26 protein-coding genes are annotated in these 25,262 nt (G+C 68.6%); 12 read left to right on the forward strand and 14 right to left on the reverse strand.

The window, feature by feature from the left end; all coding sequences use genetic code 11:
• Positions 1 to 109: 109 nt before the first annotated feature.
• From KO481_RS31875 to KO481_RS31890, 4 genes are all read right to left on the reverse strand, one after another.
• Positions 110 to 658 (reverse strand): methylated-DNA--[protein]-cysteine S-methyltransferase, encoded by a 549-nt coding sequence (locus KO481_RS31875; protein WP_215922186.1) that lies wholly within the window; start codon positions 656 to 658, stop codon positions 110 to 112.
• A 175-nt stretch (positions 659 to 833) separates the two neighbouring features.
• Positions 834 to 1,880 (reverse strand): alpha/beta hydrolase, encoded by a 1,047-nt coding sequence (locus KO481_RS31880; RefSeq protein WP_215922187.1) that lies wholly within the window; start codon positions 1,878 to 1,880, stop codon positions 834 to 836.
• Positions 1,881 to 1,889: 9 nt separating this feature from the next.
• Positions 1,890 to 2,351 (reverse strand): nuclear transport factor 2 family protein, encoded by a 462-nt coding sequence (locus tag KO481_RS31885; RefSeq protein WP_281066231.1) that lies wholly within the window; start codon positions 2,349 to 2,351, stop codon positions 1,890 to 1,892.
• A gap of 93 nt (positions 2,352 to 2,444) precedes the next feature.
• The gene (locus KO481_RS31890) at positions 2,445 to 2,783 is read right to left on the reverse strand and encodes a hypothetical protein (protein ID WP_215922189.1); all 339 of its coding nucleotides are present in this window, start codon (positions 2,781 to 2,783) and stop codon (positions 2,445 to 2,447) included.
• Between the two features lie 61 nt (positions 2,784 to 2,844).
• Here KO481_RS31890 and yczR point away from each other — a divergent pair, with 61 nt between their 5' ends.
• Both yczR and KO481_RS31900 read left to right on the forward strand, forming a co-directional pair.
• A complete protein-coding gene (gene yczR, locus KO481_RS31895; protein WP_215922190.1) occupies positions 2,845 to 4,326 on the forward strand; it encodes a MocR-like transcription factor YczR in 1,482 nt (493 codons plus the stop codon).
• 70 nt (positions 4,327 to 4,396) lie between these two features.
• On the forward strand, positions 4,397 to 4,552 hold the full coding sequence (locus KO481_RS31900; RefSeq protein WP_215922191.1) for a hypothetical protein: 156 nt from the start codon (positions 4,397 to 4,399) through the stop codon (positions 4,550 to 4,552).
• An 81-nt stretch (positions 4,553 to 4,633) separates the two neighbouring features.
• Here KO481_RS31900 and KO481_RS31905 read toward each other — a convergent pair whose 3' ends face one another.
• The gene (locus KO481_RS31905; RefSeq protein WP_215922192.1) at positions 4,634 to 5,923 is read right to left on the reverse strand and encodes an adenylosuccinate synthase; all 1,290 of its coding nucleotides are present in this window, start codon (positions 5,921 to 5,923) and stop codon (positions 4,634 to 4,636) included.
• Positions 5,924 to 6,247: 324 nt separating this feature from the next.
• On the opposite strand from KO481_RS31905, the gene KO481_RS31910 reads away from it, so the two are divergent.
• Positions 6,248 to 6,907 (forward strand): hypothetical protein, encoded by a 660-nt coding sequence (locus tag KO481_RS31910; RefSeq protein WP_215922193.1) that lies wholly within the window; start codon positions 6,248 to 6,250, stop codon positions 6,905 to 6,907.
• A complete protein-coding gene (locus KO481_RS31915; RefSeq protein ID WP_215922194.1) occupies positions 6,904 to 7,686 on the forward strand; it encodes a site-2 protease family protein in 783 nt (260 codons plus the stop codon). Before KO481_RS31910 ends, KO481_RS31915 begins: the two co-directional genes overlap by 4 nt.
• Positions 7,687 to 8,035: 349 nt before the next feature.
• Here KO481_RS31915 and KO481_RS31920 read toward each other — a convergent pair whose 3' ends face one another.
• Together KO481_RS31920 and KO481_RS31925 are read right to left on the reverse strand one after the other, a co-directional pair.
• A complete protein-coding gene (locus KO481_RS31920; RefSeq protein WP_215922195.1) occupies positions 8,036 to 9,190 on the reverse strand; it encodes an FUSC family protein in 1,155 nt (384 codons plus the stop codon).
• Positions 9,191 to 9,225: 35 nt separating this feature from the next.
• Positions 9,226 to 9,666: a DUF3151 domain-containing protein gene (locus tag KO481_RS31925; RefSeq protein ID WP_215922196.1), complete on the reverse strand. Its 441-nt coding sequence runs from the start codon at positions 9,664 to 9,666 to the stop codon at positions 9,226 to 9,228.
• 137 nt (positions 9,667 to 9,803) lie between these two features.
• Between KO481_RS31925 and KO481_RS31930 the strand changes: the two genes are divergently transcribed.
• Together KO481_RS31930 and KO481_RS31935 are read left to right on the forward strand one after the other, a co-directional pair.
• Positions 9,804 to 11,438, forward strand: coding sequence for an Rv0361 family membrane protein (locus KO481_RS31930; protein ID WP_215922197.1), 1,635 nt, complete (start codon positions 9,804 to 9,806; stop codon positions 11,436 to 11,438).
• 212 nt (positions 11,439 to 11,650) lie between these two features.
• The gene (locus tag KO481_RS31935; protein ID WP_215922198.1) at positions 11,651 to 12,694 is read left to right on the forward strand and encodes a fused (3R)-hydroxyacyl-ACP dehydratase subunits HadA/HadB; all 1,044 of its coding nucleotides are present in this window, start codon (positions 11,651 to 11,653) and stop codon (positions 12,692 to 12,694) included.
• Between the two features lie 4 nt (positions 12,695 to 12,698).
• On the opposite strand, the gene KO481_RS31940 is transcribed toward KO481_RS31935, so the two are convergent.
• A complete protein-coding gene (locus KO481_RS31940) occupies positions 12,699 to 14,141 on the reverse strand; it encodes a glycoside hydrolase family 183 protein (protein WP_215922199.1) in 1,443 nt (480 codons plus the stop codon).
• A gap of 456 nt (positions 14,142 to 14,597) precedes the next feature.
• Between KO481_RS31940 and KO481_RS31945 the strand changes: the two genes are divergently transcribed.
• Together KO481_RS31945 and KO481_RS31950 are read left to right on the forward strand one after the other, a co-directional pair.
• A complete protein-coding gene (locus tag KO481_RS31945) occupies positions 14,598 to 14,942 on the forward strand; it encodes an excalibur calcium-binding domain-containing protein (protein ID WP_308166845.1) in 345 nt (114 codons plus the stop codon).
• Positions 14,943 to 15,075: 133 nt separating this feature from the next.
• On the forward strand, positions 15,076 to 16,026 hold the full coding sequence (locus KO481_RS31950; RefSeq protein ID WP_215922200.1) for an ADP-ribosylglycohydrolase family protein: 951 nt from the start codon (positions 15,076 to 15,078) through the stop codon (positions 16,024 to 16,026).
• Between the two features lie 11 nt (positions 16,027 to 16,037).
• Here KO481_RS31950 and KO481_RS31955 read toward each other — a convergent pair whose 3' ends face one another.
• The 3 genes from KO481_RS31955 to fbaA all read right to left on the reverse strand — a co-directional run bounded on the left by KO481_RS31955 (position 16,038) and on the right by fbaA (position 18,906).
• The gene (locus tag KO481_RS31955; RefSeq protein ID WP_215922201.1) at positions 16,038 to 16,424 is read right to left on the reverse strand and encodes a hypothetical protein; all 387 of its coding nucleotides are present in this window, start codon (positions 16,422 to 16,424) and stop codon (positions 16,038 to 16,040) included.
• A 209-nt stretch (positions 16,425 to 16,633) separates the two neighbouring features.
• Positions 16,634 to 17,746 (reverse strand): BTAD domain-containing putative transcriptional regulator, encoded by a 1,113-nt coding sequence (locus KO481_RS31960; RefSeq protein ID WP_215922202.1) that lies wholly within the window; start codon positions 17,744 to 17,746, stop codon positions 16,634 to 16,636.
• A 122-nt stretch (positions 17,747 to 17,868) separates the two neighbouring features.
• Positions 17,869 to 18,906 (reverse strand): class II fructose-bisphosphate aldolase, encoded by a 1,038-nt coding sequence (gene fbaA, locus KO481_RS31965; protein WP_215922203.1) that lies wholly within the window; start codon positions 18,904 to 18,906, stop codon positions 17,869 to 17,871.
• Between the two features lie 233 nt (positions 18,907 to 19,139).
• Between fbaA and KO481_RS31970 the strand changes: the two genes are divergently transcribed.
• Both KO481_RS31970 and KO481_RS31975 read left to right on the forward strand, forming a co-directional pair.
• Positions 19,140 to 19,844, forward strand: a complete 705-nt coding sequence (locus tag KO481_RS31970) for a DedA family protein (protein WP_215922337.1) — start codon at positions 19,140 to 19,142, stop codon at positions 19,842 to 19,844.
• Positions 19,845 to 19,848: 4 nt separating this feature from the next.
• Entirely contained in the window at positions 19,849 to 20,577 is a 729-nt protein-coding gene (locus KO481_RS31975) for a DedA family protein (protein WP_215922204.1), read from the forward strand.
• A gap of 3 nt (positions 20,578 to 20,580) precedes the next feature.
• On the opposite strand, the gene KO481_RS31980 is transcribed toward KO481_RS31975, so the two are convergent.
• From KO481_RS31980 to KO481_RS31990, 3 genes are all read right to left on the reverse strand, one after another.
• Positions 20,581 to 21,777 (reverse strand): glycoside hydrolase family 76 protein, encoded by a 1,197-nt coding sequence (locus KO481_RS31980; RefSeq protein WP_215922205.1) that lies wholly within the window; start codon positions 21,775 to 21,777, stop codon positions 20,581 to 20,583.
• 92 nt (positions 21,778 to 21,869) lie between these two features.
• The gene (locus KO481_RS31985) at positions 21,870 to 22,541 is read right to left on the reverse strand and encodes a TrmH family RNA methyltransferase (RefSeq protein WP_215922338.1); all 672 of its coding nucleotides are present in this window, start codon (positions 22,539 to 22,541) and stop codon (positions 21,870 to 21,872) included.
• Positions 22,542 to 22,638: 97 nt separating this feature from the next.
• Complete coding sequence (locus KO481_RS31990) at positions 22,639 to 22,968, reverse strand: DUF4190 domain-containing protein (protein WP_215922206.1); 330 nt, start codon at positions 22,966 to 22,968, stop codon at positions 22,639 to 22,641.
• Positions 22,969 to 23,155: 187 nt separating this feature from the next.
• On the opposite strand from KO481_RS31990, the gene KO481_RS31995 reads away from it, so the two are divergent.
• On the forward strand, positions 23,156 to 24,532 hold the full coding sequence (locus KO481_RS31995; RefSeq protein WP_215922207.1) for a sensor histidine kinase: 1,377 nt from the start codon (positions 23,156 to 23,158) through the stop codon (positions 24,530 to 24,532).
• Positions 24,529 to 25,188 (forward strand): LuxR C-terminal-related transcriptional regulator, encoded by a 660-nt coding sequence (locus KO481_RS32000; RefSeq protein WP_215922208.1) that lies wholly within the window; start codon positions 24,529 to 24,531, stop codon positions 25,186 to 25,188. Before KO481_RS31995 ends, KO481_RS32000 begins: the two co-directional genes overlap by 4 nt.
• Positions 25,189 to 25,262: the final 74 nt, after the last annotated feature.

The following is a 25,262-nucleotide window of genomic DNA, read 5'->3' on the forward strand; positions in this document are numbered from 1 at the left end:
GTGCCGCACCCTTGGAACAAGGGCCGGCCCGCCGAAACCCGGGTGCGCTCGATCTCCAGCCGCACCTTCGTATCCAGGTGGCATACGGCCGGGTGCCGCAGCCCTCCGATCAGAACAAGGTCGGCTCGCCGAAGCCCGGAGTGCGCTCAATTTCCAGCAGCCGCGCTTTGGTATCCAACCCGCCGGGGGCCGAGAAGCCGTGCAGCGCATGATCTGCGGCCAGCACGCGGTGGCAGGGGACGATCAGCGGAATCGGATTGTGCCCCAGGGCCTGTCCGACCGCCTGTGCCGCGTGGGGGGCGCCGATGCGCTCGGCGACCTGGCCGTAGCTGAGAGTGCGGCCCGGGTCGATGGCGCGGGTGACCGCGTAGACCGCGCGATGGAATTCCGGAGAAGCGCTCTGGTCCAGCGGAATCCAGCGCAGATCGTCGAGCGCGCCGGCGAGATGGGCACGCACGCCCGCGATGACCTCTGCCATGGCACCCGACGGCTCGGCCTCGCCACCCTCGGCACCGCGCAGAATGCGGGCGAGCGTGGCCTTCGGCGTGGCCTCGGGCAATCCGAACCGCACCACACCCACGTCGGACCAGGCGATGGCGCACACGCCGACGGCGGTATCGAAGAGCGCCGCGGCGAGCGGACGGCCGGGATCGGGCATACGGTCAGTGTGCCCGAGGGGTCCGACATTGATGATGTTTGGGCGTTCCCGCGCCGGTCGTGACCCTGGGTCCGACTGACGCCCTGCTGGGTTGTCCTGAATTTGATCTGTCCGGCCGGCTGCGGGGGCGTGTGTTGTTGGTTTTCGCCGTTCTGGCGATCGCACCTATCTGACGTCAATGTGCGCGGACATGATGGTCCAGCCAGCGCAGGGCATGTGCGACGGCGGCGCTGACATAGGGGTCTTGGTCGTAGAGCTCGATGTGGTTGTGGGTATCGAGCCAGATCAGTTCCTTGGCACCGACTGCAGCGTCGTAGACCTGTTGGGCGTATTCCGGCAGCAGGGCAGTGTCGGCGGTGCCGTGGATGATCTGCAACGGCGTCGGTGCGACCAGCGGCGCGTGGACGACCGAGTTGTAGATGAAATAGGGCTCCAGCGAGTCCGCGGTCAGGGTGCGCGACCAGTTCGGGGCCTCGGCGCGGCCGGTGCGGTCGTAGTAGCTGTACGCCTCGGGGTTGGGCATGGCCGCTACCGGAACCTGCTCGGACAACTCGCGGGCGATGGTTGGGATGTAGGCGATCTCGCCGGTCTCGTATTGCTGTTGCACCAGATCGTTGATCAGGCGGAGGTAGGCGGCGAATCCGTCCACGCCCAAGAACTGCTGGAAGGTGCCGCCGATGTTGTAGCCGCCCGCGATGGCGACCACGGCTTTGAGCCGCTTGTCGCGCGCTCCCAGCGACACCGCGTACCCGCCGCCCATGCAGACGCCCACTGCCGCCACGGCTTCCGGGTCGATATCGGGTCGGGTCAGCAGGTAACCGACGGCGTGGGCGTAGTCGGCGATGACCGAGTTCGGGTTGTAGCGGAAACGCGGTTCACCCTCGCTCTCACCGAAATTGCGTGGATCGAAGGTGAGCACCGTGTATCCGGCATCGCTGAACCGTTCCGCGTAATGCGGCAGCGTCTGCTCCTTGACGCTGCTGATCGGCCCGCACATCACCAGACCCGGTGTGCGCTCTTCGGCCTCTGCACTCGGCGGTCGGTACAGGTGCCCGGCGAGAGTCACCGTGCCACTGGTGAATTCGACCGCCTCCCGCCGCGTTGGATCGGCGCGTAGCAAGTTCGCCGCGTCCTGGGGCACGTAATAGGCGCTGGGGTTGGCGATCTCGCCCATCGCGACAGTGGTTGGCCGGATTCTGATCGAGCCGATCCCGAAGGTCATTCTCTACCCTTACTTTCCGGCCGCGAGGGTCAATAGATCCTTGTTACCGTCGGCCCACACCGCGGTCATGAGCACACCGGTGATCACCCAGCCGCGTTCGGTGCGCGCCAACTCGAAGCGGTACTTGCCGCCGAGGGTCCACAGGTGCCCGCCGAACGGATTGGCCAGCCGATGGGTGGCCTGGAAGTCGGCGGTGCACACAGCGGTCCCGTCGTGGACCTCGACCAGGTGATTGGTGATCAGATGCTGAGTGGCGTCCAGCTTGCCCAGCAGTCCGGACCACGCGGCAACGATGTCGGCGACCGGCAACTCGGCCGGTTCGCCGCCATTGAGGCTGGTGTAATCCAGCCGGACCCGGTCAGCGAAAACGCCTGCAAGCCGGCCCCATTCGCGATTATCAGTGTGCCAAGCCATGCGAGTGCACGTTTCGATGACGTCCAAGCGGTCGGCCCATGGATTTTGCGGTGTCATCGGGCCAGAATGACGGGGATCGCTGATAGCTCCCTGGCACTTGCCGACAGCGCAGTGCCAGCCGCGCGCGGTACCGGATCAACAGACCAGTTATCAGAACTGGACTGCTTGCCGAAGCCGATCCAGGCGATAGTGGGCACCGCGTGCCGGGCGAATCATCGACGACACAGCGGCACGTTCCTCCGCGTCCGCGGCGTCGGCGTCCACCATCCTGCCGAACTCCACATCGCCGTCTCGACGTGCGGAAATCGCGGCGATATCCGAATACTGCCGCTGCTCGTCGCGGAACGAGAGCGACCAGTCGGCCATCGGCGCATGCGGCCGGTAGCGCTCGAGCAATGCCGCGGCCCGCGCGCCGGGCCTGGGGGCGAAAAGGTGGACGCTCGCCGCGAAGGCCGCGACGACCAGCACAGATGCAACGAAATCAGCCATGATTTCATCATGACGACATCTGGACTTGAATTAAATGGCCAGCGGCTCGATACTGGCCTTTATGGCTCTCCGTGTAATCAGTGCCCCCACTCTGACCAGGGACCTGGGCCGGTGGCGCCAGGACGAGGGCGGCGACAAGCGCGGCCGCCCGGCCTATCTCGCGCTGGCGGAGAGCATCCGGCTGCTGATCCACGACGGCCGCGCGCCGCTGGGCGTCGCCCTGCCCAGCGAGCGAGATCTGGCCGCCACGCTCGGCGTCAGCCGCACCACGGTCACCTCCTCGTATGCGCTGCTGCGCGAGCACGGCTACCTGATCAGCCGGCAGGGCTCGCGCAGCACGGTCGCCCTGCCGTCCGATGTCGCGCACGACGGCGGCAAGCCCGTGCGCAGCATCCTGGCGCTGATGTCGCCGAATCAGCCCACCATCGACATGACCTTCGCCGCCATGTCCGCGCCGCCGGAGACCACCGACGCATATTCCGCGGCGCTGCAGGGCCTTCCGCTCTACCTGTGCACGCACGGCATGGATTCGGTCGGGGTGTCGCCGCTGCGCGAGGCCATCGCGCGCCGGTACGCCGAACGCGGCCTGCCCACCGACCCGGATCAGATCCTGGTCACCCTCGGCGCCCAGCACGGCCTGCGCCTGCTGCTGAACGTGCTCACCGCGCCGGCCGAGCGGGTGCTGATCGACCATCCGACGTATCCCAATGCGATCGAGGCGATTCGGGACGTCGGGGCCCGCCCGGTACCGGTCCCGCTGCGCCCGGAAAATCCGGAGTCCGCCTGGGACATGGACGGAATCCGCAGTGCCGCACGGCAGACCGCGGCCAGTGCCGCATATCTGTTGCCGGACTTCAACAATCCGACCGGGCTGCTGATGGGCGCGCAGGATCGGGCCGAACTGGCCGCCATCGCCCGCGACACCCGCATGACGGTGATCATCGACGAATCCATGGTGGACCAGCAGCTCGACGGCGAAACCCCGCCCCCCGTGGCCGCTTTCGCGCGCGGACCGGAGATCGTGACGATCGGCTCGGCGTCGAAGTCGTTCTGGGGCGGGCTGCGGGTGGGCTGGGTCCGCGCCAATCCCGCGCTGATCACCAAGCTGATCGGTATCCGTTCCACGGTCGACCTCGGCACCCCGGTGATGGATCAGCTCGCCACCGCCTACCTGCTCGAACACGCCGACGAAATGCTGGTGCACCGCCGCGAACAGCTGCGCTCGCGCCGCGCGGCCCTGCTCGAGGCCCTGGCCGAGGAGCTGCCCGAGTGGCGCGTGGTCCCGTCCGCGGGCGGGATGTCCCTGTGGGTCCAGCTGCCCAGCCCGGTCTCCTCGGCGCTGGCCGCCGTCGCCCCCAATCACGGCGTATTGCTCGCCGCCGGACCACGTTTCGGCGTGCAGGGCGCCTTCGAGCGCTTCCTGCGCCTGCCCTTCGCCCGGGAGGAATCCGACCTGCGCATCGCCGTGAAATCCATTGCGAGCGCGTACAGCGCTCTCACCCCCCAAGCCGCCGAACCACTCGCCCCGATTACCTACTACTGACCCACCTGTCTCAGCATCACCACACCCCGGGTTAGGGTTCAGGGTGTCCGAACCGGAGGGAGACCACACGATGACCCAGGAGCAGCAGCAAAGCTACGGCCGCCACGCGGCCGCCGAGGGCGCCGAGCGGCACCCCCTGATCGACCTGTCCCGCGACCCCACGCCGGGAGTCCCCGACCACGCCGCGCCGGACTACGACGAGCCCGAACCGACGACCGAATCCTGAGTTCCCCGGGACGAGCTCCACAAACGAAAAACCGTGCCCCACTTGAGATTTCGAGTGGGGCGCGGTCCGTTTCGGTCGGGCCTATCCCAGAATGTCGTGGCGGACAATCGTTTCGTCGCGGCCCGGGCCGACGCCGATGCACGAGATGCGGGCGCCGGACAGCTCCTCGAGACGCTCGACGTACGCACGGGCGTTGGCGGGTAGCTCCTCGAAGGTCCGGGCGTGCGAGATGTCCTCCCACCAGCCGGGCATTTCCTCGTAAATAGGCTTGGCATGGTGGAATTCGGTCTGCGTGGTCGGCATCTGCTCCACCCGCTCGCCATCGATCTCGTAGGCGACGCAGATCGGCACGCGATCCAGGCTCGACAGCACGTCCAGCTTGGTGAGGAAGTAGTCGGTGATGCCGTTGACCCGGGTGGCGTAGCGCCCGATGACCGCATCGAACCAACCGGTGCGCCGGGCCCGCCCGGTCGTCACGCCGACCTCGCCGCCGGTCTTGGCGAGGTACTCGCCGGAATGGTCGAACAGCTCGGTCGGGAAGGGGCCCGAGCCGACGCGCGTGGTGTACGCCTTGAGGATGCCCAGCACCGTGGTGATCTTGTTCGGGCCGATGCCGGATCCCACCGCGGCGCCGCCGGAGGTCGGGTTGGAGGAGGTCACGTACGGGTAGGTGCCGTGGTCCACATCGAGCAGCGTGCCCTGCGAACCCTCCAGCAGCACGGTCTGGCCGCCCTCCAGCGCCTCGTTCAGCAGCAGCCGGGTGTCGCTGATGCGGTGCTTGAAGCCCTCGGCCTGCGCGAGCACCTCGTCGACGACCTGCTGCGGGTCCAGCGCGCGGCGGTTGTAGATCTTCACCAGCACCTGGTTCTTGAATTCCAGGGCGGCCTCGACCTTCTGGGTGAGGATCTTCTCGTCCAGCACGTCGGCCACGCGCACCCCGACCCGCGCCACCTTGTCCTGATAGCAGGGGCCGATGCCGCGGCCGGTGGTGCCGATCTTCTTGTTGCCCAGGAAGCGCTCGGTGACCTTATCGATGGCCACGTGATACGGCATGATCAGGTGCGCGTCGGCCGAGAGCAGCAGCCGCGAGGTGTCCACGCCGCGCTGCTCGATCCCCGCCAGTTCCTCCAGCAGCACGCCCGGATCGACGACCACACCGTTGCCGATGACATTGGTGACGCCCGGGGTGAGAATGCCCGACGGGATCAGGTGCAGCGCGAAGTTGTCGCCGTTGGGCAGCACCACGGTGTGTCCCGCGTTGTTACCGCCCTGGTAGCGCACGACCCAGTCGACCCGGCCACCGAGCAGGTCGGTAGCTTTGCCCTTGCCCTCGTCGCCCCATTGGGCGCCGATCAGGACGATTGCCGGCATGTGGAGTCTCCTACGGTTCGACGCGCAGCAGCCGCTGCAGCTACCTGCCGTTTGTCGAGGCGGTGGCCGGGAGCACAGTCTAGTGGATCGCCGCGGCGACGCCAGGAGGCAGCACTCGCGGGCGCTGCGGGGTGGGTGAGCCCGGTGCGCAAGCGCCGACTGGCGCGGACCACACCGGGCGGGACTATCGTGGCTGCGGTAGGTGAACCGCCGGGGGTTCACCCGAACGCAGCGAGGTCGAGTTTTGCCAGCATCACGACGTGATTCCGTGAGCAGCGGTGGCCGGGCGGCGGGGATGCCGGCTCCGAGCAGGGTGCACCGCAGGTGAGTATCCACGTTCTCCAATGCGCCGGCGCCCCGATTCCGATCGCTCTCGCTTCGATCCCGACCACGCAGACCTCGGCCATCCCCGAGACGTCCACGATCGATGAGCTGCTGCCGGTGCTCGCGGCCGACAGCCTGCCGCGCCTGATCGTGCTGGGCGAGGACGCCGGACTGGCCGCGGTGCTCACCCATCTGCTGCGCACCGAGCGACTGCACGTCGAGATCGGCTACGTGCCGGTGGACCGAACCTACGGCTCGCGCGCCTATCAGACCGGCTCCGGTTCCGCGGCGGCCAAGCGGGCGCTGGAGGGCAGGCCGCAGCCGACCCCGCTGATCCGCGACGACACCGGCCGGGTGCTGGTCGGCCGTGCCGCCGTCACCGGGCCGGGCGGTGCCAAACTGGAGGGCGAGGCCTACGCCGACGAGATACCCCTCTTTTCCGGAAAGGTTGCGGCACTGCATATCTCACCGACTCTGGAGATGCCCGGGGTGCGCGCGACCGCGCTGCGCGCGTTCCGCAGGCGGCACTGGGTCGCCGGCCGCGCGATCCAGCTGGGCACGCCGGGCGCGGTGGTGACCCGCGACGGTATCGCCGACGAGCGCACGGTGCCGCGCGCGAGCTTCTACCGGCACAACGACCCCTGGTTCCTGGTCCGATGAGCATTCCGTTCGATGCCCGCCGCGCGGCGGTGCGCCCGAGCCCGGTCTTTCTGCTGATCGTCGTCCTGACCGCCCTGGGCGGGGTGCTGGCCTGGGATGCGGAGCTGGAGTCCAACCAGGCCAAGATCGGCGTCTTCGTGTTCGTGGTGTTCGGCTGGATCGTCTCGGTCTGCCTGCACGAATTCGCGCACGCGTATACCGCCTGGCGCGCCGGTGACCACCAGGTCGAGCTGCGCGGATATCTGACCCTGAACCCGCTGAAGTACGCCCATCCACTGCTGTCGATCGGCCTGCCGATGGTGTTCATCGCGCTGGGCGGATTCGCGCTGCCGGGCGGCGCGGTCTACGTGCACTCGACCAACTTCTCCCCCCGCGTCCAGCGCATGATCAGCGGCGCGGGGCCCGCGGTGAACGCGGCGTGCGCGGTGGTGCTGCTGCTGATCGTGCGGTTCTTCGGATCCGAGCACGAGCATGCGGCGTTCTGGTTCGGGCTCAGCTTCCTCGCGTTCCTTCAGGTCACGGCGACCGTGCTGAATCTGCTGCCGATTCCGGGCACCGACGGATTCGGCATTCTGGAGCCGTCGCTGAGCTATCAGACCCGGCGGTCGCTGGAGCAGTTCAAGGCGTACGGGCTGCTGATCATGCTCGCGATCCTCTGGATTCCGGCGCTGAACCACCTGTTCTTCACCGTCGTGTACGACCTGTTCGAGCTGTCGGGCGTGCCGTCGCGCTGGTCGGCGTACGGCAGCTTCCTCACCCGGTTCTGGAATTCGCTCTGACACAACCGTTCCGGCGCTGCCCCGGCTGAAAATGGAAGGCCGCCCGACAGCACGCTGCCGGGCGGCCCGCTTCGCCGGGACGGGGGCACCGAGACCCCGTCGACCGGACACACACCCCCCAGGTGTACTGCGACGTCCTCCCTGGATTCCCGCGCTGATACCCGGAAATCCCGCCGCCCGGCCGCAGGGCATCCAACGCCCCGGCGAAGTAGCAACCGCAACACCCCTCGTGCTTGCGGTATGCCCAAAACGCTACGGACGGTGTGGATTCGGCACACGAGTAGTCGACTACCCGAACTTCGGGCGCCCACCTCACGCGGGACCGGACACGATTACGCGCTGCGGGCGCTCAGTCCTCGGGCTCGACGTACGGATTCTCGACGGTGGGCGGTAGCAGCGCCATCGCCGACAGCCGCTTCACCCCGCACACCTGCATCAGGTCCACCACGATCGAGCGCAGCTGAGCGAAGACGACATGCGCCGAAAGCCCCGCCCCTTGGACCAGATCCATGGTCGCGCCCTTGGCAACCCGGCGCAGCACCCGCGCTGCCTCGGCGGCGTCGGGCTGACGGCCCGGATCCGCGAGCATGTACTGGCGCACCACCTCGACGGCTCGGCCCAGATCCTCGACCTCGTCGATGGTGCGCGGATCGAGGATCTCGTCGTCGCGCACCAGGGTCAGCGCGCGGCGCAGCAGGACCCTGGTGTTGCGCACGGCGTTGTCCAGCGGATTCACCGCGGCCCGGATCAGGTCCAGGCGCGGGCGGGCATTCCAGTACAGCGGGGAGATCCGGCTGACCTCGCGGCCGCCCTCGACCGCATTGCGCAGCGCGTCGATCTGCGATTGCGTACCGCGCGCGGATTCCAGTGCGAGACGGATCTTTTCGGGATCCTGTTCGTGCAGGCCGTCCGCGCAGGCGGTCAGCGCCCGGCCCATAACCCCCAGGATGTCGGCGGCCTGCTGGCGGGCGCGCCGCACCGGATGCAACGGGAAGATCGCCACGACGGCGATCCCCACGAGCCCGCCCACGAGCGAATCGATCACCCGCAGATAGGCCCCCTGACTGTGTGGCGGATACAGCGTGGCCACCAGCACCGCGGAGCTGGCGGCCTGCATCGGGATGACCGCGCCGCGGTCGAGAAAGATCGCCGACCCCATCGCCACCGCCACCACCAGCGCGATCTGCCAGGTTCCGGTGCCGACGTGCGAGATGAACAGATCGCCGATCAGGATGCCGACGCTGACCCCCGCGACGAGCTCGACCGAGCGCCTGATCCGGGCCCCGAAGGCCACGCCGATCGAGATGACCGCCGCCACCGGCGCGAAGAAGGGAGTGGTGTGCCCGATCAGGCGGTGCGCGATGAACCAGGCGAGGGCCGCGCCGAGGGCGCACTGCAGGATCGGCAGTGCGGACTTGCGCAGGCGCTGCCAGCCGCTGCGCAGCCGCTTGGTACCGCTCTCGCGGACGGCGCCCACGGTGATGAGCGGGGTCTCGAAGGCCATGGGGAGGGTCAGCCGACGGGGTGGGTGAGCACTGCTCAGTCGAGGCCCAGTTCGGCCGCGGCGCGGGGATCGCAGTCCTCGAGCAGGTCCAGGCAGCGCGCGTATTCGTCGGACTCGCCGATGGTGCGCGCGGCGCGGGCGAGAGCGCCGACGGCCCGCAGGAATCCCTGGTTGGGCTCGTGGCTCCACGGCACGGGACCGAAGCCCTTCCAGCCGTTACGGCGCAACAGGTCCAGGCCGCGGTGGTAGCCGGTGCGGGCGAAGGCGTAGGCCGCGATGACGTCCGCGTTCACGCCCTCCTGTGCCTGCGCGCGGGCCAGGGCGTCCTCCGCCAGCTGCGCCCAGGCGATCGAGGCCGTCGGGTGCGCCGCGGCGACCTGCACCGGATCCTGTTTGTTCAGCAGCGCCTCCTCCGCGTCGGAAATTTCCGGGAGTAGCACCGGCTGCGGTCCGAGGAGATCACCGAAGGAGGTCATGGGCTCAGTATCGCCTATCGCGGACATTCCCACCGGATCCGGACCCACGCTTCGCACCCGCAATGTCCTCCGGCGCCGGAATTGCTCGATAGGCTTGCCTGCGAGTTCACACTGTTCCGCCGAGCGAAGGGTGCCGAGTGTCCGACCCGACCGACGACCAGAAGCCGCAGCCGGACTCCGCCGATTCCGGGCGGCGTCCGTCGTCGAGCGCGCCGGGATCCGGTCCCGCCAGTGCGCCGACCTCGCCGGACGCCTCCGCCACCCAGCGGATCTCGCGCGACGAGCTGCCCGGCGCCGCAGGCACCGCGGGCCGGACCGAGCGAATTCCGCGCGAGGCCGGCGCCGCCGGACCGGACACATCGGCGAAGGCTTCGAGCGGGGAGCCATCGGCTCCGCGCCCCGGAGTCGGGCCGTCCCCGCTGCCGCCGCGCCCCGGCCCGAAACCACCGGCTCCGCCCGTGCCGCCGCGGCCGGGCCCGACCGTGCCGCCGGCGGCGCCGGGGTCTGCGTCCACGCCGCCCGGCACAGCTGCCGAGACCCAGGCGATCGCCAAGAGCGCCGCCGATCAACCGGCCGCGCAGCGCCCGGACCTCGGTGCGGGCGACAAGACCACGGTGATCCCCACATCCGCACTTCCGCAGACCGGCGGAAAGTCCGGCGCCGCAACCGAGTCCGCGCCGGGCGGCAAGACGGTGATCATTCCCGAATCGGCGCTGCCGGGCGCCGGCGGCAAGCCTGTAGACGATCCGAAAACCGTTGCCATGCCGCGGGTCTCGGGCGCATCGGAGGCCGAGACCACGGCCCTGCCCGTACAGCGTCCCGGCGAGCAGGCGACCGAGAAACTGCAGATCGGCGGCCAGCCGGTCACCGACCGGGTCACGCCGGGCGGGCGCGCGCCGATCACCAGGCCTCCCGCCACCCCGCGCCCGGGATCCGGGCCGAAAAACACCGTGCCGCAAGGTCCCTCGGGTCCCATACAGAATCCACCCGTGGGTGAGGGAGTGCCGGGACCGCGGCCGGGCGGCGCGCCCTCACCCGCGGACGTGCAGCCCACCGCTCCGGCGCCCTCGATGTCGTCCCCGACCGCGCCGATGTCCGCGCCGCAGCACACCCCGCACGACGCACTGCTGTCCGCGCCCCAGACCCCACCGCACAACGCGCCGCAGACAACCGCGCCGCAGAACGCCCCCCTCGGCGCACCTCAGAACGCCCCGCTGGGCGCACCGCAGCCGGCCGCGGCGCCGCCCCCGGACGCGCAGCAGACGCACGTAATCGCTGCGCCACAACGCATTCCCGGCGCCAACCCACCGATGGACGCGCCAGCGGGAAGCACCCCGCAGCTCAACAAGCGCTGGCTGCTGATCGCGGGTGCGGCGGTGGCCGCCGTCGTCGTGATCGCGGTGATCATCGCGCTGGTCTCGGGCGGCACGGACAACTCGCCGGAGGCCAAGGTCAAGGCGGCTATCGGCGATTACACCACCGCACTGAAGAGCGGAAACCTCCCCGACCTGCAGTCCGCCACCTGCGGCGCCCAGCACGACTTCTACAAGGGCATCGCGCCCGATCAGTACGCCAGCGTGCACAAGCTGGCCGTCGATCAGCGCAAGATTCCGAGGGTGGATGCCGTCGATTCGGTCCAGATCACCGGCGACAAGGCGGTCGCGCAGGCCAGCGTGTACACCGACGCCGACCCCACCCGCGTCGCACGCACCTTCGACCTGCAGAACACGTCCGGCGGATGGAAGGTGTGCGATTCCCCGAACGCGGGGTAGTGAGCTTCCGCACGTAATCGAAGTGTGTTGTGACGCATCCGCGTCAGCGCGCGATAAGCATCACAGACGGCTGGTCACCGGCCCGAATCGACCGGTAGAGTGGCCGGGATTGTCCGGCTGTGTCCGCGGTCCGGATTGCCCCGGGACTCTCGGGCGTACCAGAATTTACGCAGTAAGAGCGCAGTAGAGATTTGAGCAGGGAGCACAGGGATATGCCGGAGCTGGCTATCGAGGCGTCGGCACCGACGGAACTGATCGGCAAGCAGTACCGCGTCCGGGGTAGCTACGAGGTCGGCCGCGAGAAGGTGCGCGAATTCGCCCGCGCCGTGCAGAACGCCCACCCCGCCCACCGGTTCGAGGGCGATGCGGCCGAGCTCGGCTGCGAGGGCGTCCTCGCCCCGACGACGTTCGCCGCGGTCATCGGATGGACCACCACCCAGGCTCTGCTCGACTCCGTGCTGAGCCGTTACGACCTGTCGCAGATCCTGCAGACCGATCAGCTCTTCGAGATCCATCGGCCGATGGTTTCCGGGGACGTACTGCACACGGAGACCAAGATCGAGTCGATCCGCCGGGTGCGCGGCAACGACTTCCTCACCGTGCGCGCGGCCATCATCGACGCGTCCGGCGCGGTCGTGGTCGTCGCGACGGTGACGATCGTGGCGCGGCTGGGCGTGGAGATCGATCCCGATATCGCGCGGCTGGTCGAGGGCCTGGTCATGCATCGGCGCGAGACCGATCGGACCGAGTTCGATGTCATCGCCCCGATGGCCGCCGAGGAGGCCACCGAGATTCCGCCGCTGACGCGGTCGCGCGCGGGCCTCGAGGTGCGCACGGTCCCCCGCTTCGAGGATCTGACCGTCGGCGACGAGCTGCCCGCGGGCAAGATGCAGCTCACCCGCGGCGACCTGGTGAACTACGCGGGCGTGTCCGGCGATACCAATCCGATTCACTTCAGCGACCGCGCCGCCGATCTGGCGGGGCTCCCGACCGTGGTGGCGCACGGCCTGCTGACCATGGGCCTGGGCGCGGAGTACCTCAGCTCCTGGCTGGGCGACCCGACCGCGATCGAGTCGTACAGCGTGCGCTTCGCGAGTCTGGTATCGGTCCCGGCGACCTCCCCCGCACAGATCGAGTTCACCGCGAAGGTCAAGTCGCTGGATCCCGAACGCCGCACCGCGACGCTGCTGCTGTCCGGAACCTCGGAGGGCAAGAAGCTCTTCGGCCGCGCCGTGGCCGAGGTGCAGCTGAGCTAGGTAGTTACTGCCCGATTTTCGCGTGCATCAGGTAGACGTTGTAGTCGCTCCAGGTGCTGATCGTGAAGTAGAGATCCGAGCCGGTGGACCATGGATGGATGAAACCGCCGTACAGTTCCGGATATTGGGACACCGTCACCGTTGGCGTGCCGGCGGACCAGACGCCCTGGGGTGAATCCGCCTCGCGCACAACGATGGCGCCCCGCGCGGTGTCCAGGTAGCTCATCTGCCACACGCGCCGCGCGGTGTCGTAACGTACCGACAGCTCGCCCGCCGGGGCGTCCACAATCGGTGTGGCCGAGGCGGATCCGCCGACCGCGGTCCACTCACCGTCGCGCCAGTACTGGTAGGCCGAGGTGTTGAGCAGCTGCGCGGCGGGCACCCGAGCCAGCCCGATCGCGCCCAGCCGGGTGTTTGGGGTGCCGAACATGTACACGTAGCCACCCTGCGGAACCATCGCGGCCACTTGGAAATTCGCGAGGCCGAAGATGTCGTCCCAGTGCGCGTAGGGGTCCTTGGTCCAGGTCTGGCCGTGGTCGTCGGAGTAGGCGATGCCGCCGTAATTGGTGAAGAACGTGCCCGGCAGGCTGTTCCAGGTCCGGATCGACATGTAGCTCAGGTATTGGCGCTTACCGAGCGCGAATCCGGACGTCGGGATCGTGGTGATCTCGATGTTGTCCTTCTTGCGACTGGACAGCACCTCGGCCGCGTGACAGCGGCCGTCGGTGACCATGCGATCGAAGACGACGCCGTGGCTCAGATCGCGAGTGTGGCTGAAGGCCAGCAGATTACTGCGCCAGTCCTGCCCCATCCCGCCCGGCGGGTGGAAGCCGACGCCGACGCTGTCACCGAACGCCATGGCGATCTCCCCGGGCGCGCTCTCCCACGAGATCCCCAGATCGGTGCCGTACACCTGCCAGCGCTTGTCGGTGCGGTTCACCGAATCGGCGCCGGTCTCCTTGGCCACCTCGGTGACCCCGTCGATCCACGGGGCCGGGCGGGCAGGCGACTGCGGCGCCGCTTCGGTCGGCGGATGCTGCCGAGCCGGAGGCGGCGGTCCGGGGTGGGGCGAGGGGCCCGGCGGGAGCGCGAAGTAGAACGGCTTCGGGCTCACCAAAACATCGGGAATGCCGAAGCGCCGCAACAGATCCGGCGGCGGGGCCGGGGTGTCGGTGAGATCCGGGCAGGGATCGACGCACGGGTCGGCGGGCAGCGTCATCCTGGTGCGGGTGGGCTTCGCGGCCGGGGGTGGGCCGGGATCGACCGTCACCACCGGATAGGGAATCGGTACCTCGAGCGTCTTGGGCACCAGGGATTCGTGGGTGGGCAGCGGATCGGTCGCGCACGGCCCGGCCCCGGGGACTGCCGGAGCGGCCTGTGAGACCGGTTGTGCGCACAGCGTACCGAGCGCGATCGTTGCGACGGCGGCGAGCAGCCGCGACCACACCCCGGTGCGGACCGACGGGGACGGGGCAGGTAGATGGGCGTGGACCCTAGGAAGCGCCGTCGCATACCAGGCGCCTACCGGCGGGCCGGTGGGCGTCGGCTTCCGTAACCGGTCAAGGCTCCGCGAAGCGCCGCCGATCGACACAGTCCCAACCCCTCGTTTCGGGTACGTTCCTGCGGTATCAGCGCGGCCTGCGGTGTGCGTCGATCCCGCTGTCTCAACCGCCCTGACAGTACCGGGCGGAACCGGCATCGCGCGGCATTCGCAGCCATCGAGTGACCGATGGGTAACTCTGTGAACGATTCTCAGGTAATCCGCATAGAGTTGTCTCGAACCATCCACCCGTTCGGAGCGTTATCCCTATGAGTACGGGCCGGGCTGTACCGACTCGCGACTCGAAGGATCCTCCCCCTCGCGGTGCGGAGGTTCGACCATGACCCGAACAGGATTGTCGCCGTGAAAATTTCATCGTTCCGCCGCATGATCCCGGCCGTCGCGGCAGCCGGACTACTCACGCTCGGCACCGTGGTCGGGGGCGGCACGGCTCTGGCCTCGCCCGGCTCCGGGGCGGGCACCGGCGGCAGTTCCGCGGGCGGAAGCGGATTCACCGTCAACAATCAGGGCACGATCTCCGGCTCCGACACCGGCACCCAGGACCAGAGGTCCGTGTACTACCCGAACTGCGCGACCGTGCGCGCGGAGGGCAAGGCGCCGCTGTACTCCTCGCAGCCGGGATACAACGGCCTGCTCGACCCCAAGGGCACCGGCGTCGCGTGCGGCCCGGACAGCAACACGCCGTAGCAGGCAGTGTTGCACGGCCTCCTGGACGCCCGACTGCCCGGCGCAGATGTAATCCGGCGTGCGCGGCCATGATCAACCGCCCCAGGGCGGATGCGTCCGCGCAGCCCCGCACAGGTTTGGCATGATTCCGGTGATGCCGCCAGTTCCCGATGTCGCCCGTGACAGTCTTGACGGCCTATCCGTCGGTGACGCGCTGGGCGCCCAGTTCTTCGTCCCCGGCCGTTCGCTCCCCGATCTACTCGCCGGACGACCACCGGCCGCGCCCTGGGAGTGGACCGACGACACCGAGATGGCCTGCTCGATCTACACCGAGATCCATGCTCGCGGCCGGATCGACCGTGACGCTCTCGCAGCCGTATTCGCAGACCGCTGCGAACCCTACCGCGGCTATAGCGGGAGCACAGTCGCTATCCTGCACCAGATTCGAGACGGACAGCCATGGGCCGAGGCCGCGGGCAAGGCGTTCGAGGGACACGGGTCTTGGGGAAACGGCGCCGCAATGCGGGTCGCCCCACTCGGGGCGTACTTCGTCGCCGCCCCAGACCGAGCTGCCGAACAGGCCGCACTGTCCGCCGAGGTCACTCACCGGCATCCCGAAGCGATCATCGGCGCTATGCTCGTCGCCGTTGCGGCAAGCCACGCTGCAGCCACTCGCGAAACACGTTGCACACCAGGAGAACTCCTCGATTCGGTCGAATCCTATCTCGTCGTTGGCGCAACATCGACGGGGGTTCGACGCGCTCGCACCCTGCTGGGCAGATCAGTTGCCGAGGCGGCCTACGAACTCGGCAACGGCGCCCGGGTCAGCGCTCAGGACACCGTTCCGTTCACCCTCTGGACAGCAGCCACGTTCCTACACGATTATCCCGCCGCGATCACCGCATGCGTCGAAGCCGGTGGGGATGCGGATACGACCGCCGCCATAGTCGGCGGCATCGTGGCTGCCCACACCGGCATCGGAAACTCCGAGAATCGGCGCGGCATACCGCCCTCATGGCTTTCAGCACGAGAGCCGCTCCCCGCATGGACTACACGACTCGACTCCACGGAAGGCTGCCCGACACACACCGAGAGACCACGGTGACCCGGTCCGCCTCACGAATCGAATCGGAAGCGCGACAGAATACCGGGATCACCGCGGGGTGCATTCTTTGAACTCCATTCATCGAAGTCCTCGCGTCGATATATAGATTTGGCCGGAACCAGACGTATCTGCGGATTCTTCGGATCCATCCACCATATCAAGAAATCTGTAACGACCCCCTCGGCAGGCCACCGGCTGACGTCAAAGGGCAGCAACAGCACATCAACGAACCCGATAACCGGCATTTCAATATCTACAAACATACCTATAGTACCGGGGCGTGGAACCGACACAACCGTACCAGTGAGCCGCTGCCCTAACGACAAATTAGAGCGAATTCCATCCCAGGCCTCGAGGTCGATTCGGGGAGCCTCGCCACCGTTAGCCGATTCAGACATCCGATCTGTCTCCCCAGGAACGAATGCTCCCCTTGGTGGAGCATCACGAAACAAGGTGACTATAACTATCTCTCGAACAACGCTCGTCGAGCATGAGCTTCGACGTGGGGACGAGCATCGGAGCGAAAGCCAAGGCGGGGTCCCCAGCGGCGGTCCGAAGGGACCACGATCGGCTGATGCGATGTTGCCGGGCGCCACCGCCGGACGATCTATCCGGCCTCGAACACCAGGACCGTGGCGCCGATGCGGACCGCGTCGCCGTCGGCCAGGACCGAACCGCTGTCGATCGCTTCCTCGTTGATGTAGATGCCGTTGGCCGAGTGCAGGTCCTTGATCAGCAGGCCGGCCCGGCTCGGCAGGATGTGGGCGTGGTATCGGCTGACCTTCGGATCGTCGAGCACCAGATCGTTGTCGGTCATGCGGCCGATCTTCAAGCCGCCCTTGGCGATCGGCACCGTGCGCCCGTCGGGCAGCCGCAGCCGGCCCGAACGCGCCGAGTGCGGCGTCTCGGTCACCGTCTCGGTCATGGCCTGCGCCATCCGCTCGACCTTGGCGATGTCGGCGGTGTTGAGCGGTTCCTGCCGCAGCACCCGCTGTTCCAGTTCGGTGAGCGCGGGACCGGGGTCGATGCCGAGCTCGTCGGCCAGCACCGCGCGGACCCGGCGGCACGCCTCCAGCGCGTCGGCCTGACGGCCCGACAGGTACAGCGCGGTAATCAGCTGCACCCACAGCGGCTCCCGCAGCGGATGCGCGCCGGTCATCGAGACCAGCTCGCCCACCACGGAAGAGGCACGGCCGCAAGCGATCTCAGCATCGATCCGGGCCGAGGCGACCAGCAGCCGCTCCTCGTCCATCGCGGTGGCGAAGCTCTCGGCGAAGTGCAGCCCGGACAGGTCGTCCAGGGCCTTGCCGCTCCACTCGGCCAGCGCCTCGGCGAACAGCCGGGAGGCGCGGTCGTGGTTGCCCGCGCCGACAGCCTCGGCGCCGGCGCGGCGGGCCGCGTCGAAGCGGCCCAGATCGCAGCCGCCGTCCGGGATCTCGAGCCGGTACCCGGACGACTCGGTCCGCAGCACCGCCTGGTCGACACCCGAATTACGCAGGGCCTTACGAATATTCGAGACGAAAACCTGCAGGCTGGCCTGATAGGAGTCCGGCGGCTCCTCGTTCCAGACGATATCGGCCAGCGCCTGCGAGGACACCGCCCGCCGCCGGTTCACCGTCAGCGCGGCCAGCAGCGCCCGCGGCTTGGGACCCCCCACCGCCACGGGTGCGCCGTCGACCAGCAATTGGACGGGCCCTAGGACCCGAACATCCAGTGTCACTACGCTCCTCCGCCTCCCCGCGCTTCAGCGCACCGGCGGGCGCCGCGAGATGGGGCCATGCAGCCAGCCATTTCTGACAAACCTAGTGCCGCATGACCCCGCGCGCTATTCGGCTGTGCTACTTACTTCGCGCTGACGGACTTGCCCGCGGACTTGAGGTCGTTGCAGGCCTCGACGACACGGTCGGCCATCCCGGTCTCGGCCTTCTTCAGGTAGCTACGCGGGTCGTAGACCTTCTTGTTGCCAACCTCGCCGTCGATCTTCAGCACGCCGTCGTAGTTGCCGAACATGTGGCCGGCGATCGGGCGGGTGAAGGCGTACTGGGTGTCGGTGTCGACGTTCATCTTCACCACGCCGAACTTCAGCGAATCGTCGATCTCGGACTTCAGCGAGCCCGAACCGCCGTGGAAGACGAAGTCGAAGGGCTTGGCGCCCTGCGGCAGACCGAGCTTGGCCGCGGCCACCCGCTGGCCCTCGGCGAGCACCTCGGGCTTGAGCACCACGTTGCCCGGCTTGTAGACGCCGTGCACGTTGCCGAAGGTGGCCGCGAGCAGGTACCTGCCGTTCTCGCCGGAACCGAGCGCGTCGATGGTCTTCTCGAAGTCCTGCGGGGAGGTGTAGAGCTTCTCGTTGATCTCGGCCTCGACGCCGTCCTCCTCGCCGCCGACGACGCCGATCTCGACCTCGAGGATGATGTTCGCGGCCGCGGCCTGCTTCAGCAGCTCCTTGGCGATCTCCAGGTTCTCGTCGATCGGAATCGCCGAGCCGTCCCACATGTGCGACTGGAACAGCGGGTTCTTCCCCGCGCGCACCCGCTCCTGCGAGATGGCCAGCAGCGGGCGCACGTAGGTGTCCAGCTTGTCCTTGGGGCAGTGGTCGGTGTGCAGCGCGACGGTGACGTCGTACCGGGCCGCCACCACGTGCGCGAATTCGGCGAGGGCGACCGCGCCCGTGACCATGTCCTTCACACCCTGGCCGGAGCCGAATTCGGCGCCGCCGGTGGAGAACTGGATGATGCCGTCACTGCCCGCCTCGGCGAAGCCGCGGATCGCCGCGTTGATCGTCTCCGACGACGTGCAGTTGATCGCGGGAAAGGCGAAGGAGTTCTCTTTGGCCCGACCGAGCATCTCGGCGTAGACCTCCGGAGTCGCGATGGGCACTGCAGTGACCTCCGTGTGTGCGCTGCGAAGAACAGATATGTCAGTGCCTACCCTAGCCCCTACCCACCCCGCCGACTCCGCAAGCTCCGTCGGCTCACCATCCCCGTGAGGTTCACCCGTCCCCCGGGCGGAAGGCACCCCCTGGACCTGCGGGCCCGGATGGGCAAGTTCTGTGAGGTTGCCGTGAGGTTCGGTGTCATAGCCCACCTGCCGGTACTGTGGGGGCCGTGACCATGCTGGCCATTTCCGATGTTCTTGCGAGTAGCTCCGGTATCAAGGGACTTCTCGACCCGATGCACCTGCTCACGGAGACGTGGCTCAAGGACGCGGTGTTGCCGGCCATTCTGGTCATGGTCTTCATCGAGACGGGACTGCTGTTCCCGATCCTGCCCGGCGATTCGCTGCTGTTCACCGGCGGTCTGCTGGCCGCGCATCCCCAGCACCCGGTCGCCATCGGGGTGCTGCTGCCCGCCGTCGCGATCACCGCGATCGCGGGCGATCAGTGCGCGTACTGGATCGGCCGGGCCATCGGGCCGGCGCTGTTCCACAAGGAGGACGGGCGCTTCTTCAAGCAGCGCTACGTCACCGAGACGCACGCCTTCTTCGAGAAGTACGGGCCCAAGACCATCATCCTGGGCCGGTTCGTGCCGATCGTGCGCACGTTCATGCCGGTCCTGGCGGGCGTGTCCAAGATGGACTACCGCACCTTCCTGACCTTCGACATCGTCGGCGGCGTCGCCTGGGGTGGCGGCATCACGATCCTGGGCTTCTACCTGGGCAACATCGCGATCGTTCGCAATCACATCGAGGCGATCTTCATTCTGATCGTGCTGATCTCGATCCTGCCGGGCATCATCTCGGTGGCCAAGAAGCTACGCAACCACGAGCCCGTGCTGGCCGAGACCGCCCCTGCTCCGACGAACGAATCCATGCGCTGACACCTTGCCGAACACCCCGCTACCCCTCGCACTGGGCGGACTCGATTCGCTGCAGTCCGCCGGGCCGGTTCTGGTCTGGCTCGTTGTACTCGTCTTCGTCTTCCTCGAGTGCGCCCTGATCATCGGGCTGTTCCTGCCCGGCGATTCGATGCTGCTCACCGCCGGCATCGTGCTGGCCTCGCACCAGAGCGGCCACACACAGGTGTGGGGGCTGGTCCTGGCGACGATGATCTCGGCGATCGCCGGCAATCAGGTCGGATACGTGATCGGCGCGCGCACCGGCCACCATCTGGTGGCGCGGCGCAACGGCCGCTACATCAACACCCGCAACCTGATGCGCGTGACCGACCTGCTGCACCGGCACGGATTCCTGGCGGTGCTGGTCGCCCGCTGGATTCCGTGGGTGCGCACGCTGTGCCCGCTGGTCGCCGGGGCCGCGCACATGGATCACCGGCGCTACACGGTCGCCAGCACGATCGGCGCGGTGATCTGGGCGCCGGTGCTGCTGCTGGTCGGCTTCTACGGCGGCGGATTCCTGAACCGGGTGTCCTGGTTGATGCCCACGGTGATCGGCACGCTGGTCGCCGGCCTGCTCATCGGCACCGTCCTGGGCGTGCGGCAGTACCGCATCGAAATGTCCCGGCCCGCCGAGGATTTCGATCTCGAACGGCCCGCGGCCAGCTGCGCGTCCGGGGCATCGGGCGGCGGCACGGCGCACGCCGAGGAGGCCTAGGGCCTACAGGCCCGCGGCCGTCACCAGGTAGGCGGCCTCCATCAGCATCCAGCCCGAAAGCTGCACCGACAGATCCCGTTCCGGGCTGGTCGACGCGCTGACCGACCCGTGCCCGGTGGGTCCGCCGGCGCCGCCCTTGCCCGCGGGCATCCGGGCCGGGCGGGACCAGTCGGGACCGAAGAGGGGTTCGCCCTCGACCTCGAGGCGATGCTCCCAGGCGGCCCGGGCCGAGGCCTTGACGATCGCGGCCGCCACGCTACGGGCGCCGACCTGATCGGCCTCCTCGCCGGGCAGCAGCAGGGCGGTCAGCGCGAGATACCGCGCCAGAATGCCGTTGAACAGGCCGCCGTCGCCCCCGCCACCCCCGGTGACGACGCTGCGATCGGTCATCTGGTCCTGCACCGCGGCCAGCAGCCGCTGCACGCGGTCGATATGCCGGAAATCGCCTGTGTGCGCGGCCAATTCGGTCTCGAGCCCCAGCACCACGCCCTGGCAGTAGGTGTACAGGGGCCGCTCGACCCGGCCCGCGGGCAGATGGACGCCGTCCAGGATCAGGCCGGTCTCGCCGTCGCGCAGATGCTTGTCCAGCCAGTCGCCGATCTCCTCTGCCCGCGCGTACCGGCCGAGGCGGGCCAGCGCGATGCCGGCGGGGCCGTTGGCCGGGGTGTTGTAGTAGTCCGCGCCCTTGCGCCACGGGAAGGCGCCGATCCGCGGCTGCCACCCGATGATCAGTTCCTTTTCCAGGGCGCGCAGGCCGCCGCGCACCTTGGCGATGCCCCGGTTGCGTTCGGCGCGTTCCAGGGTCAGGGCCAGCCACGCCATGTCGTCGTAGTAGTTGTTGCACCACCCGGTGATGTTGCGCAGGCGGTGGGCGCGGGCCAGCCGGGCGACACGCCGGGTGCGCGCGGGCGTCGGGTCCCGATTCGCGGCATCGATCGCACAGTCGATGAGATGCGCCTGCCACCAGTAGTTCCAGGTGAAGTACAGCCGCTCGCGCCGCCGGGGCGGCCAGCCCACCACGCCGAGCCTGGTCCCCGGCGCGGCCCACAGCCGGCGCAGATGGCGGGACACCACCGCGGACTCCGCCAGATCCGCCCGGTGCGACCAGTCCGAGGCGACGGGCTCGGCCGTGCGATCGACCGGTGGCCGCGCACGCCGCACGCGTGCCGACTGCCGCTCGTCGTCGCTCGACGAAGTCATGGCATCCATGGTGCCAGCAACCCGCCCGATTCCGCGCCCGATTTGTTATGCATTCGTCTCGTGTCCGTTTTCGACGGAGCGCGGGACGGTATCTACCAGGCCCGGGTGAGGTCGGCGTGCTGGGCGATCCAGGTGTGCATGGCGATTCCCGCGGCGACACCGGCATTGATGCTGCGCGTGGAGCCGAACTGGGCGATCGAGACCGTCATCACCGCACCGGCCTTGGCCTGGTCGGTCACGCCAGGACCCTCCTGCCCGAACAGCAGCAGGCAATTGCGCGGCAGGCGGGCGGTTTCCAGCGCAATCGCGCCGGGCACGTTGTCGACCGCGACGACGACCAGGCCCGCACGCGCGGCGAACTCCAGCAGCTCGGCGATGTCGGTGTGATGCTCGAGATGCTGGTACCGGTCGGTGACCATGGCGCCGCGGCGATTCCAGCGGCGGCGTCCCACGATGTGCACCGCCGCCGCGGCGAAGGCATTGGCGGTGCGTACCACGGTGCCGATATTGGCGTCGTGCCCGAAGTTCTCGATCGCGACATGGAACGGATGCCGGCGCCGGTCGATATCGGCGACGATCGCCTCGCGCGTCCAATATCGGTACGCGTCAACGACATTGCGCCGGTCGCCGTGCGCGAGCAACTCCGGGTCCAGGCGCGGATCGGGCGGGGGTGGCGTGCCGAACTCCTGCTCCCAGGGCCCGACGCCGTAGGGGTGCTCGCCCCATTCGGTGGGGCCGGTCAGTACCGCATCGTCCGGGACCACCGCACCTGATTCGCTCCGCTCGGCTGTGTCTTCGAGTCGCTCAGCTGTGTCCTCGGGTCGCTCGCTCACGCCCCCATGATTCGCCAGCGCGCCCGGCTCACGGCGCCGGGGTGGTGGAGACGTGCGCGATGAGCACGCCGATGATGATGAAATAGACGATGAGGAAGATCAGGCTCAGCGCGAACAGGATCGACGTCACGATGCCCAGGATGTAGCCGACCTGCACATTCGACCGGCCGCCGAGGGTACCGCCGGAGGCGTCGATCTCGGTGAGCGCCCGGCGCCCCATCACCCATGCGAACGGGCCGAGGACGCCGCAGAAGAAGCCCAGGATGCCCAGCACCAGAATCGTCGTCGCCTGGGGATGATCCGGTGGCCGGAACTGCGGACCGTAACCGTAAGGCGGCTGGGCTGGAGGGTAATTCACACGCACACTGTAGCGTCGGGCCCCGCCGGACTCCGACGGATTTTCCGGCCTCGAGACGACGCGCGAACTCGGTCCGATCGGTGGTGAATCCCGCGCCACACCGGTCGATGGGGTGTGGCTGTCCACACCCCCGACACGGTGGCCTGCCCGCTCGCGGGCGACCGGCCGAAACGGGCAGCATCGAAGCATGACCGAAACTGTCGCCGACCCCGCCGTCGCACCGGACCGACCGTCACCGTCCGGACCGGACTACGCACAGGTGGCCCGTGCGATCCTGCTCGGTCCGTTCCGAGCCAGGACCTGGAAACAGTTCGCCTTCGTCCTGATCGCGGCTCCCCTTGCCATCGTCGCCATCCCCTATCTGGCGGGTGGCTTCGGAGTGAGCATCGGGTTGTCGATCACCGTCGTGGGTGTGCCCCTGCTGGCGCTGGTGATCCTGAGCGGCCGGGTGTGGGCGCTGGTGTATCGGGCGCTGTGCCGCACGCTGCTGGACACTCCGATCCCGCCGCCGGCCCCGTTCGACCGCGGACGCGGGTTCTTCGGATTCCTGGGCGCCGCGTTCGCGGACCGCACGTCCTGGCGGGCGCTGGCCTTCGTGCTGGCCGAGATCGTGCTGGGGCTCGGGCTCGGATATCCGGTGCTGATCGCGATCACGGTCACGGTGTTCACGGCGATCTCGCCGATACCGTGGGCGCTGTTCCACCCGACGAATGTGGATTCCCAAGGGCGTAGCCATCATTCGCTCGCCCAGTTCGGCAACTACTACGTCGAGACCTGGCCGCGGGTGCTGGCGCTGGCCGCGATCGGCGTGCTCGGCTGCCTGGTGCTGCCGTGGCTGCTGCGCGGCGTGTGCTGGTTGCACTCCGCGCTCGCGCAGGCGCTGCTCGCACCGACCGCGCGCGATCGCCGGATGGCGGAGCTGCGCGAGGGCCGGCGGGTCGCGGTCGAGGATTCCGCCGCGACACTGCGCCGCCTCGAGCGCGATCTACACGATGGCACCCAGGCCCGGCTGGTCACGATCGCGATGACGCTCGGCCGCGCCCAGGAGCGGATCGCCGATGGCACCGATCCCGCGGATCTGATCGCCGATGCCCGCGACAGCTCCAAGGAGGCCCTGGCCGAACTGCGCGAACTGGTGCGCGGCATCCATCCCCCCGCCCTCGAGCTGGGGCTGGAACCGGCGCTGGAGACGCTGGCCGCGCGCTGCGCGGTGCCGGTCGAACTGCGTGTGCACCTGCCGCATCGGCCGACGCCCGCCATCGAGGCCATCGCATACTTCTCCGTCGCCGAACTGCTGACCAATGTGGTGAAGCATTCCGGCGCCACCCAGGCCTGGGTCTCCGCGCTCCCGGCCTATGAGGGAACCATCGCCCTCGTGGTGCGCGACGACGGCCACGGCGGCGCGCTGCCGCCATCCGTGCCGACCGGGGAAACCGTGGTGAGCGGCGGACTTTCGGGCCTGGCGGCGCGCGCCCGCTCGGTCGACGGCGCGCTGACCGTGGACAGTCCGGCCGGTGGACCCACCGTCGTCACCCTCACGCTGCCGATCGCGGGGCCGCAATGAGTGCGCTGCGCATCGTGATCGCCGAGGACAGCGCGATCCTGCGCAACGGCCTGGCCGCTCTGCTGACCGAACGCGGCCACCAGGTGGTCGAAATGGTCGGCGAGGCAAGCCGATTGAGCGAGGTGGTCGCCGAGCACCGGCCCGACGTGGCGGTAGTGGATGTCCGCATGCCGCCCTCGTTCACTGACGAGGGCCTGCTGGCCGCCATCGAACTGCGGCGCAAGTTTCCGGGCACCGGCGTGCTGGTCTTCTCGCAGTGGATCGAAACCCGTTATGCCACCGAACTTCTCGCCGGTGGCGCGAGCGGCGTCGGCTACCTGCTCAAGGACCGGGTCGCCGATGTACGCGAATTCGCCGACGCGTTGACGCGGGTCGCCGAGGGCGGCACCGCCCTGGATCCGGAGGTGGTGAGCCAGCTGATGGGTGCGGCGCGGCAGCAGGATTCGCTGGCGCGGCTGACCCCGCGCGAACGCGAGGTGCTCGAACTCATGGCGCAGGGGTTGTCGAACGGGGCCATCGCGCGGGCGCTGACCGTCACCGAGCGCGCGGTGGAAAAACACATCGGCAACATCTTCATCAAGCTCGATCTGCCGCCCTCGGACGAACACCATCGCCGGGTCCTGGCGGTGCTGCGGCTGCGGCCGGGCGGGGCCTGACCGGCCTCCGGTTCGAGACGGCCGCACAACGGGTACCCAGGGCCTATCCTGGAAGTCTGAAGCGGTGGTGGAGG

The organism is Nocardia albiluteola, assembly GCF_018860155.1.
GTDB classification, from domain to species: Bacteria; Actinomycetota; Actinomycetes; order Mycobacteriales; family Mycobacteriaceae; genus Nocardia; species Nocardia albiluteola.

Excerpts from the sequence above, each read along its gene's own strand:
- KO481_RS31925 (WP_215922196.1), bottom strand. The coding sequence starts at position 9,666 with ATGACCTCCTTCGGTGATCTCCTCGGACCGCAGCCGGTGCTACTCCCG.
- KO481_RS31970 (WP_215922337.1), top strand. The coding sequence starts at position 19,140 with ATGCTGGCCATTTCCGATGTTCTTGCGAGTAGCTCCGGTATCAAGGGA.
- KO481_RS31915 (WP_215922194.1), top strand. The coding sequence starts at position 6,904 with ATGAGCATTCCGTTCGATGCCCGCCGCGCGGCGGTGCGCCCGAGCCCG.
- KO481_RS31950 (WP_215922200.1), top strand. The coding sequence starts at position 15,076 with ATGCCGCCAGTTCCCGATGTCGCCCGTGACAGTCTTGACGGCCTATCC.
- yczR (WP_215922190.1), top strand. The coding sequence starts at position 2,845 with ATGGCTCTCCGTGTAATCAGTGCCCCCACTCTGACCAGGGACCTGGGC.
- KO481_RS31880 (WP_215922187.1), bottom strand. The coding sequence starts at position 1,880 with ATGACCTTCGGGATCGGCTCGATCAGAATCCGGCCAACCACTGTCGCG.
- KO481_RS31955 (WP_215922201.1), bottom strand. The coding sequence starts at position 16,424 with ATGTCTGAATCGGCTAACGGTGGCGAGGCTCCCCGAATCGACCTCGAG.
- KO481_RS31875 (WP_215922186.1), bottom strand. The coding sequence starts at position 658 with ATGCCCGATCCCGGCCGTCCGCTCGCCGCGGCGCTCTTCGATACCGCC.
- KO481_RS31905 (WP_215922192.1), bottom strand. The coding sequence starts at position 5,923 with ATGCCGGCAATCGTCCTGATCGGCGCCCAATGGGGCGACGAGGGCAAG.
- KO481_RS31935 (WP_215922198.1), top strand. The coding sequence starts at position 11,651 with ATGCCGGAGCTGGCTATCGAGGCGTCGGCACCGACGGAACTGATCGGC.
- KO481_RS31980 (WP_215922205.1), bottom strand. The coding sequence starts at position 21,777 with ATGACTTCGTCGAGCGACGACGAGCGGCAGTCGGCACGCGTGCGGCGT.
- KO481_RS31995 (WP_215922207.1), top strand. The coding sequence starts at position 23,156 with ATGACCGAAACTGTCGCCGACCCCGCCGTCGCACCGGACCGACCGTCA.
- KO481_RS31900 (WP_215922191.1), top strand. The coding sequence starts at position 4,397 with ATGACCCAGGAGCAGCAGCAAAGCTACGGCCGCCACGCGGCCGCCGAG.
- KO481_RS31920 (WP_215922195.1), bottom strand. The coding sequence starts at position 9,190 with ATGGCCTTCGAGACCCCGCTCATCACCGTGGGCGCCGTCCGCGAGAGC.
- KO481_RS32000 (WP_215922208.1), top strand. The coding sequence starts at position 24,529 with ATGAGTGCGCTGCGCATCGTGATCGCCGAGGACAGCGCGATCCTGCGC.
- KO481_RS31885 (WP_281066231.1), bottom strand. The coding sequence starts at position 2,351 with ATGACACCGCAAAATCCATGGGCCGACCGCTTGGACGTCATCGAAACG.
- KO481_RS31890 (WP_215922189.1), bottom strand. The coding sequence starts at position 2,783 with ATGGCTGATTTCGTTGCATCTGTGCTGGTCGTCGCGGCCTTCGCGGCG.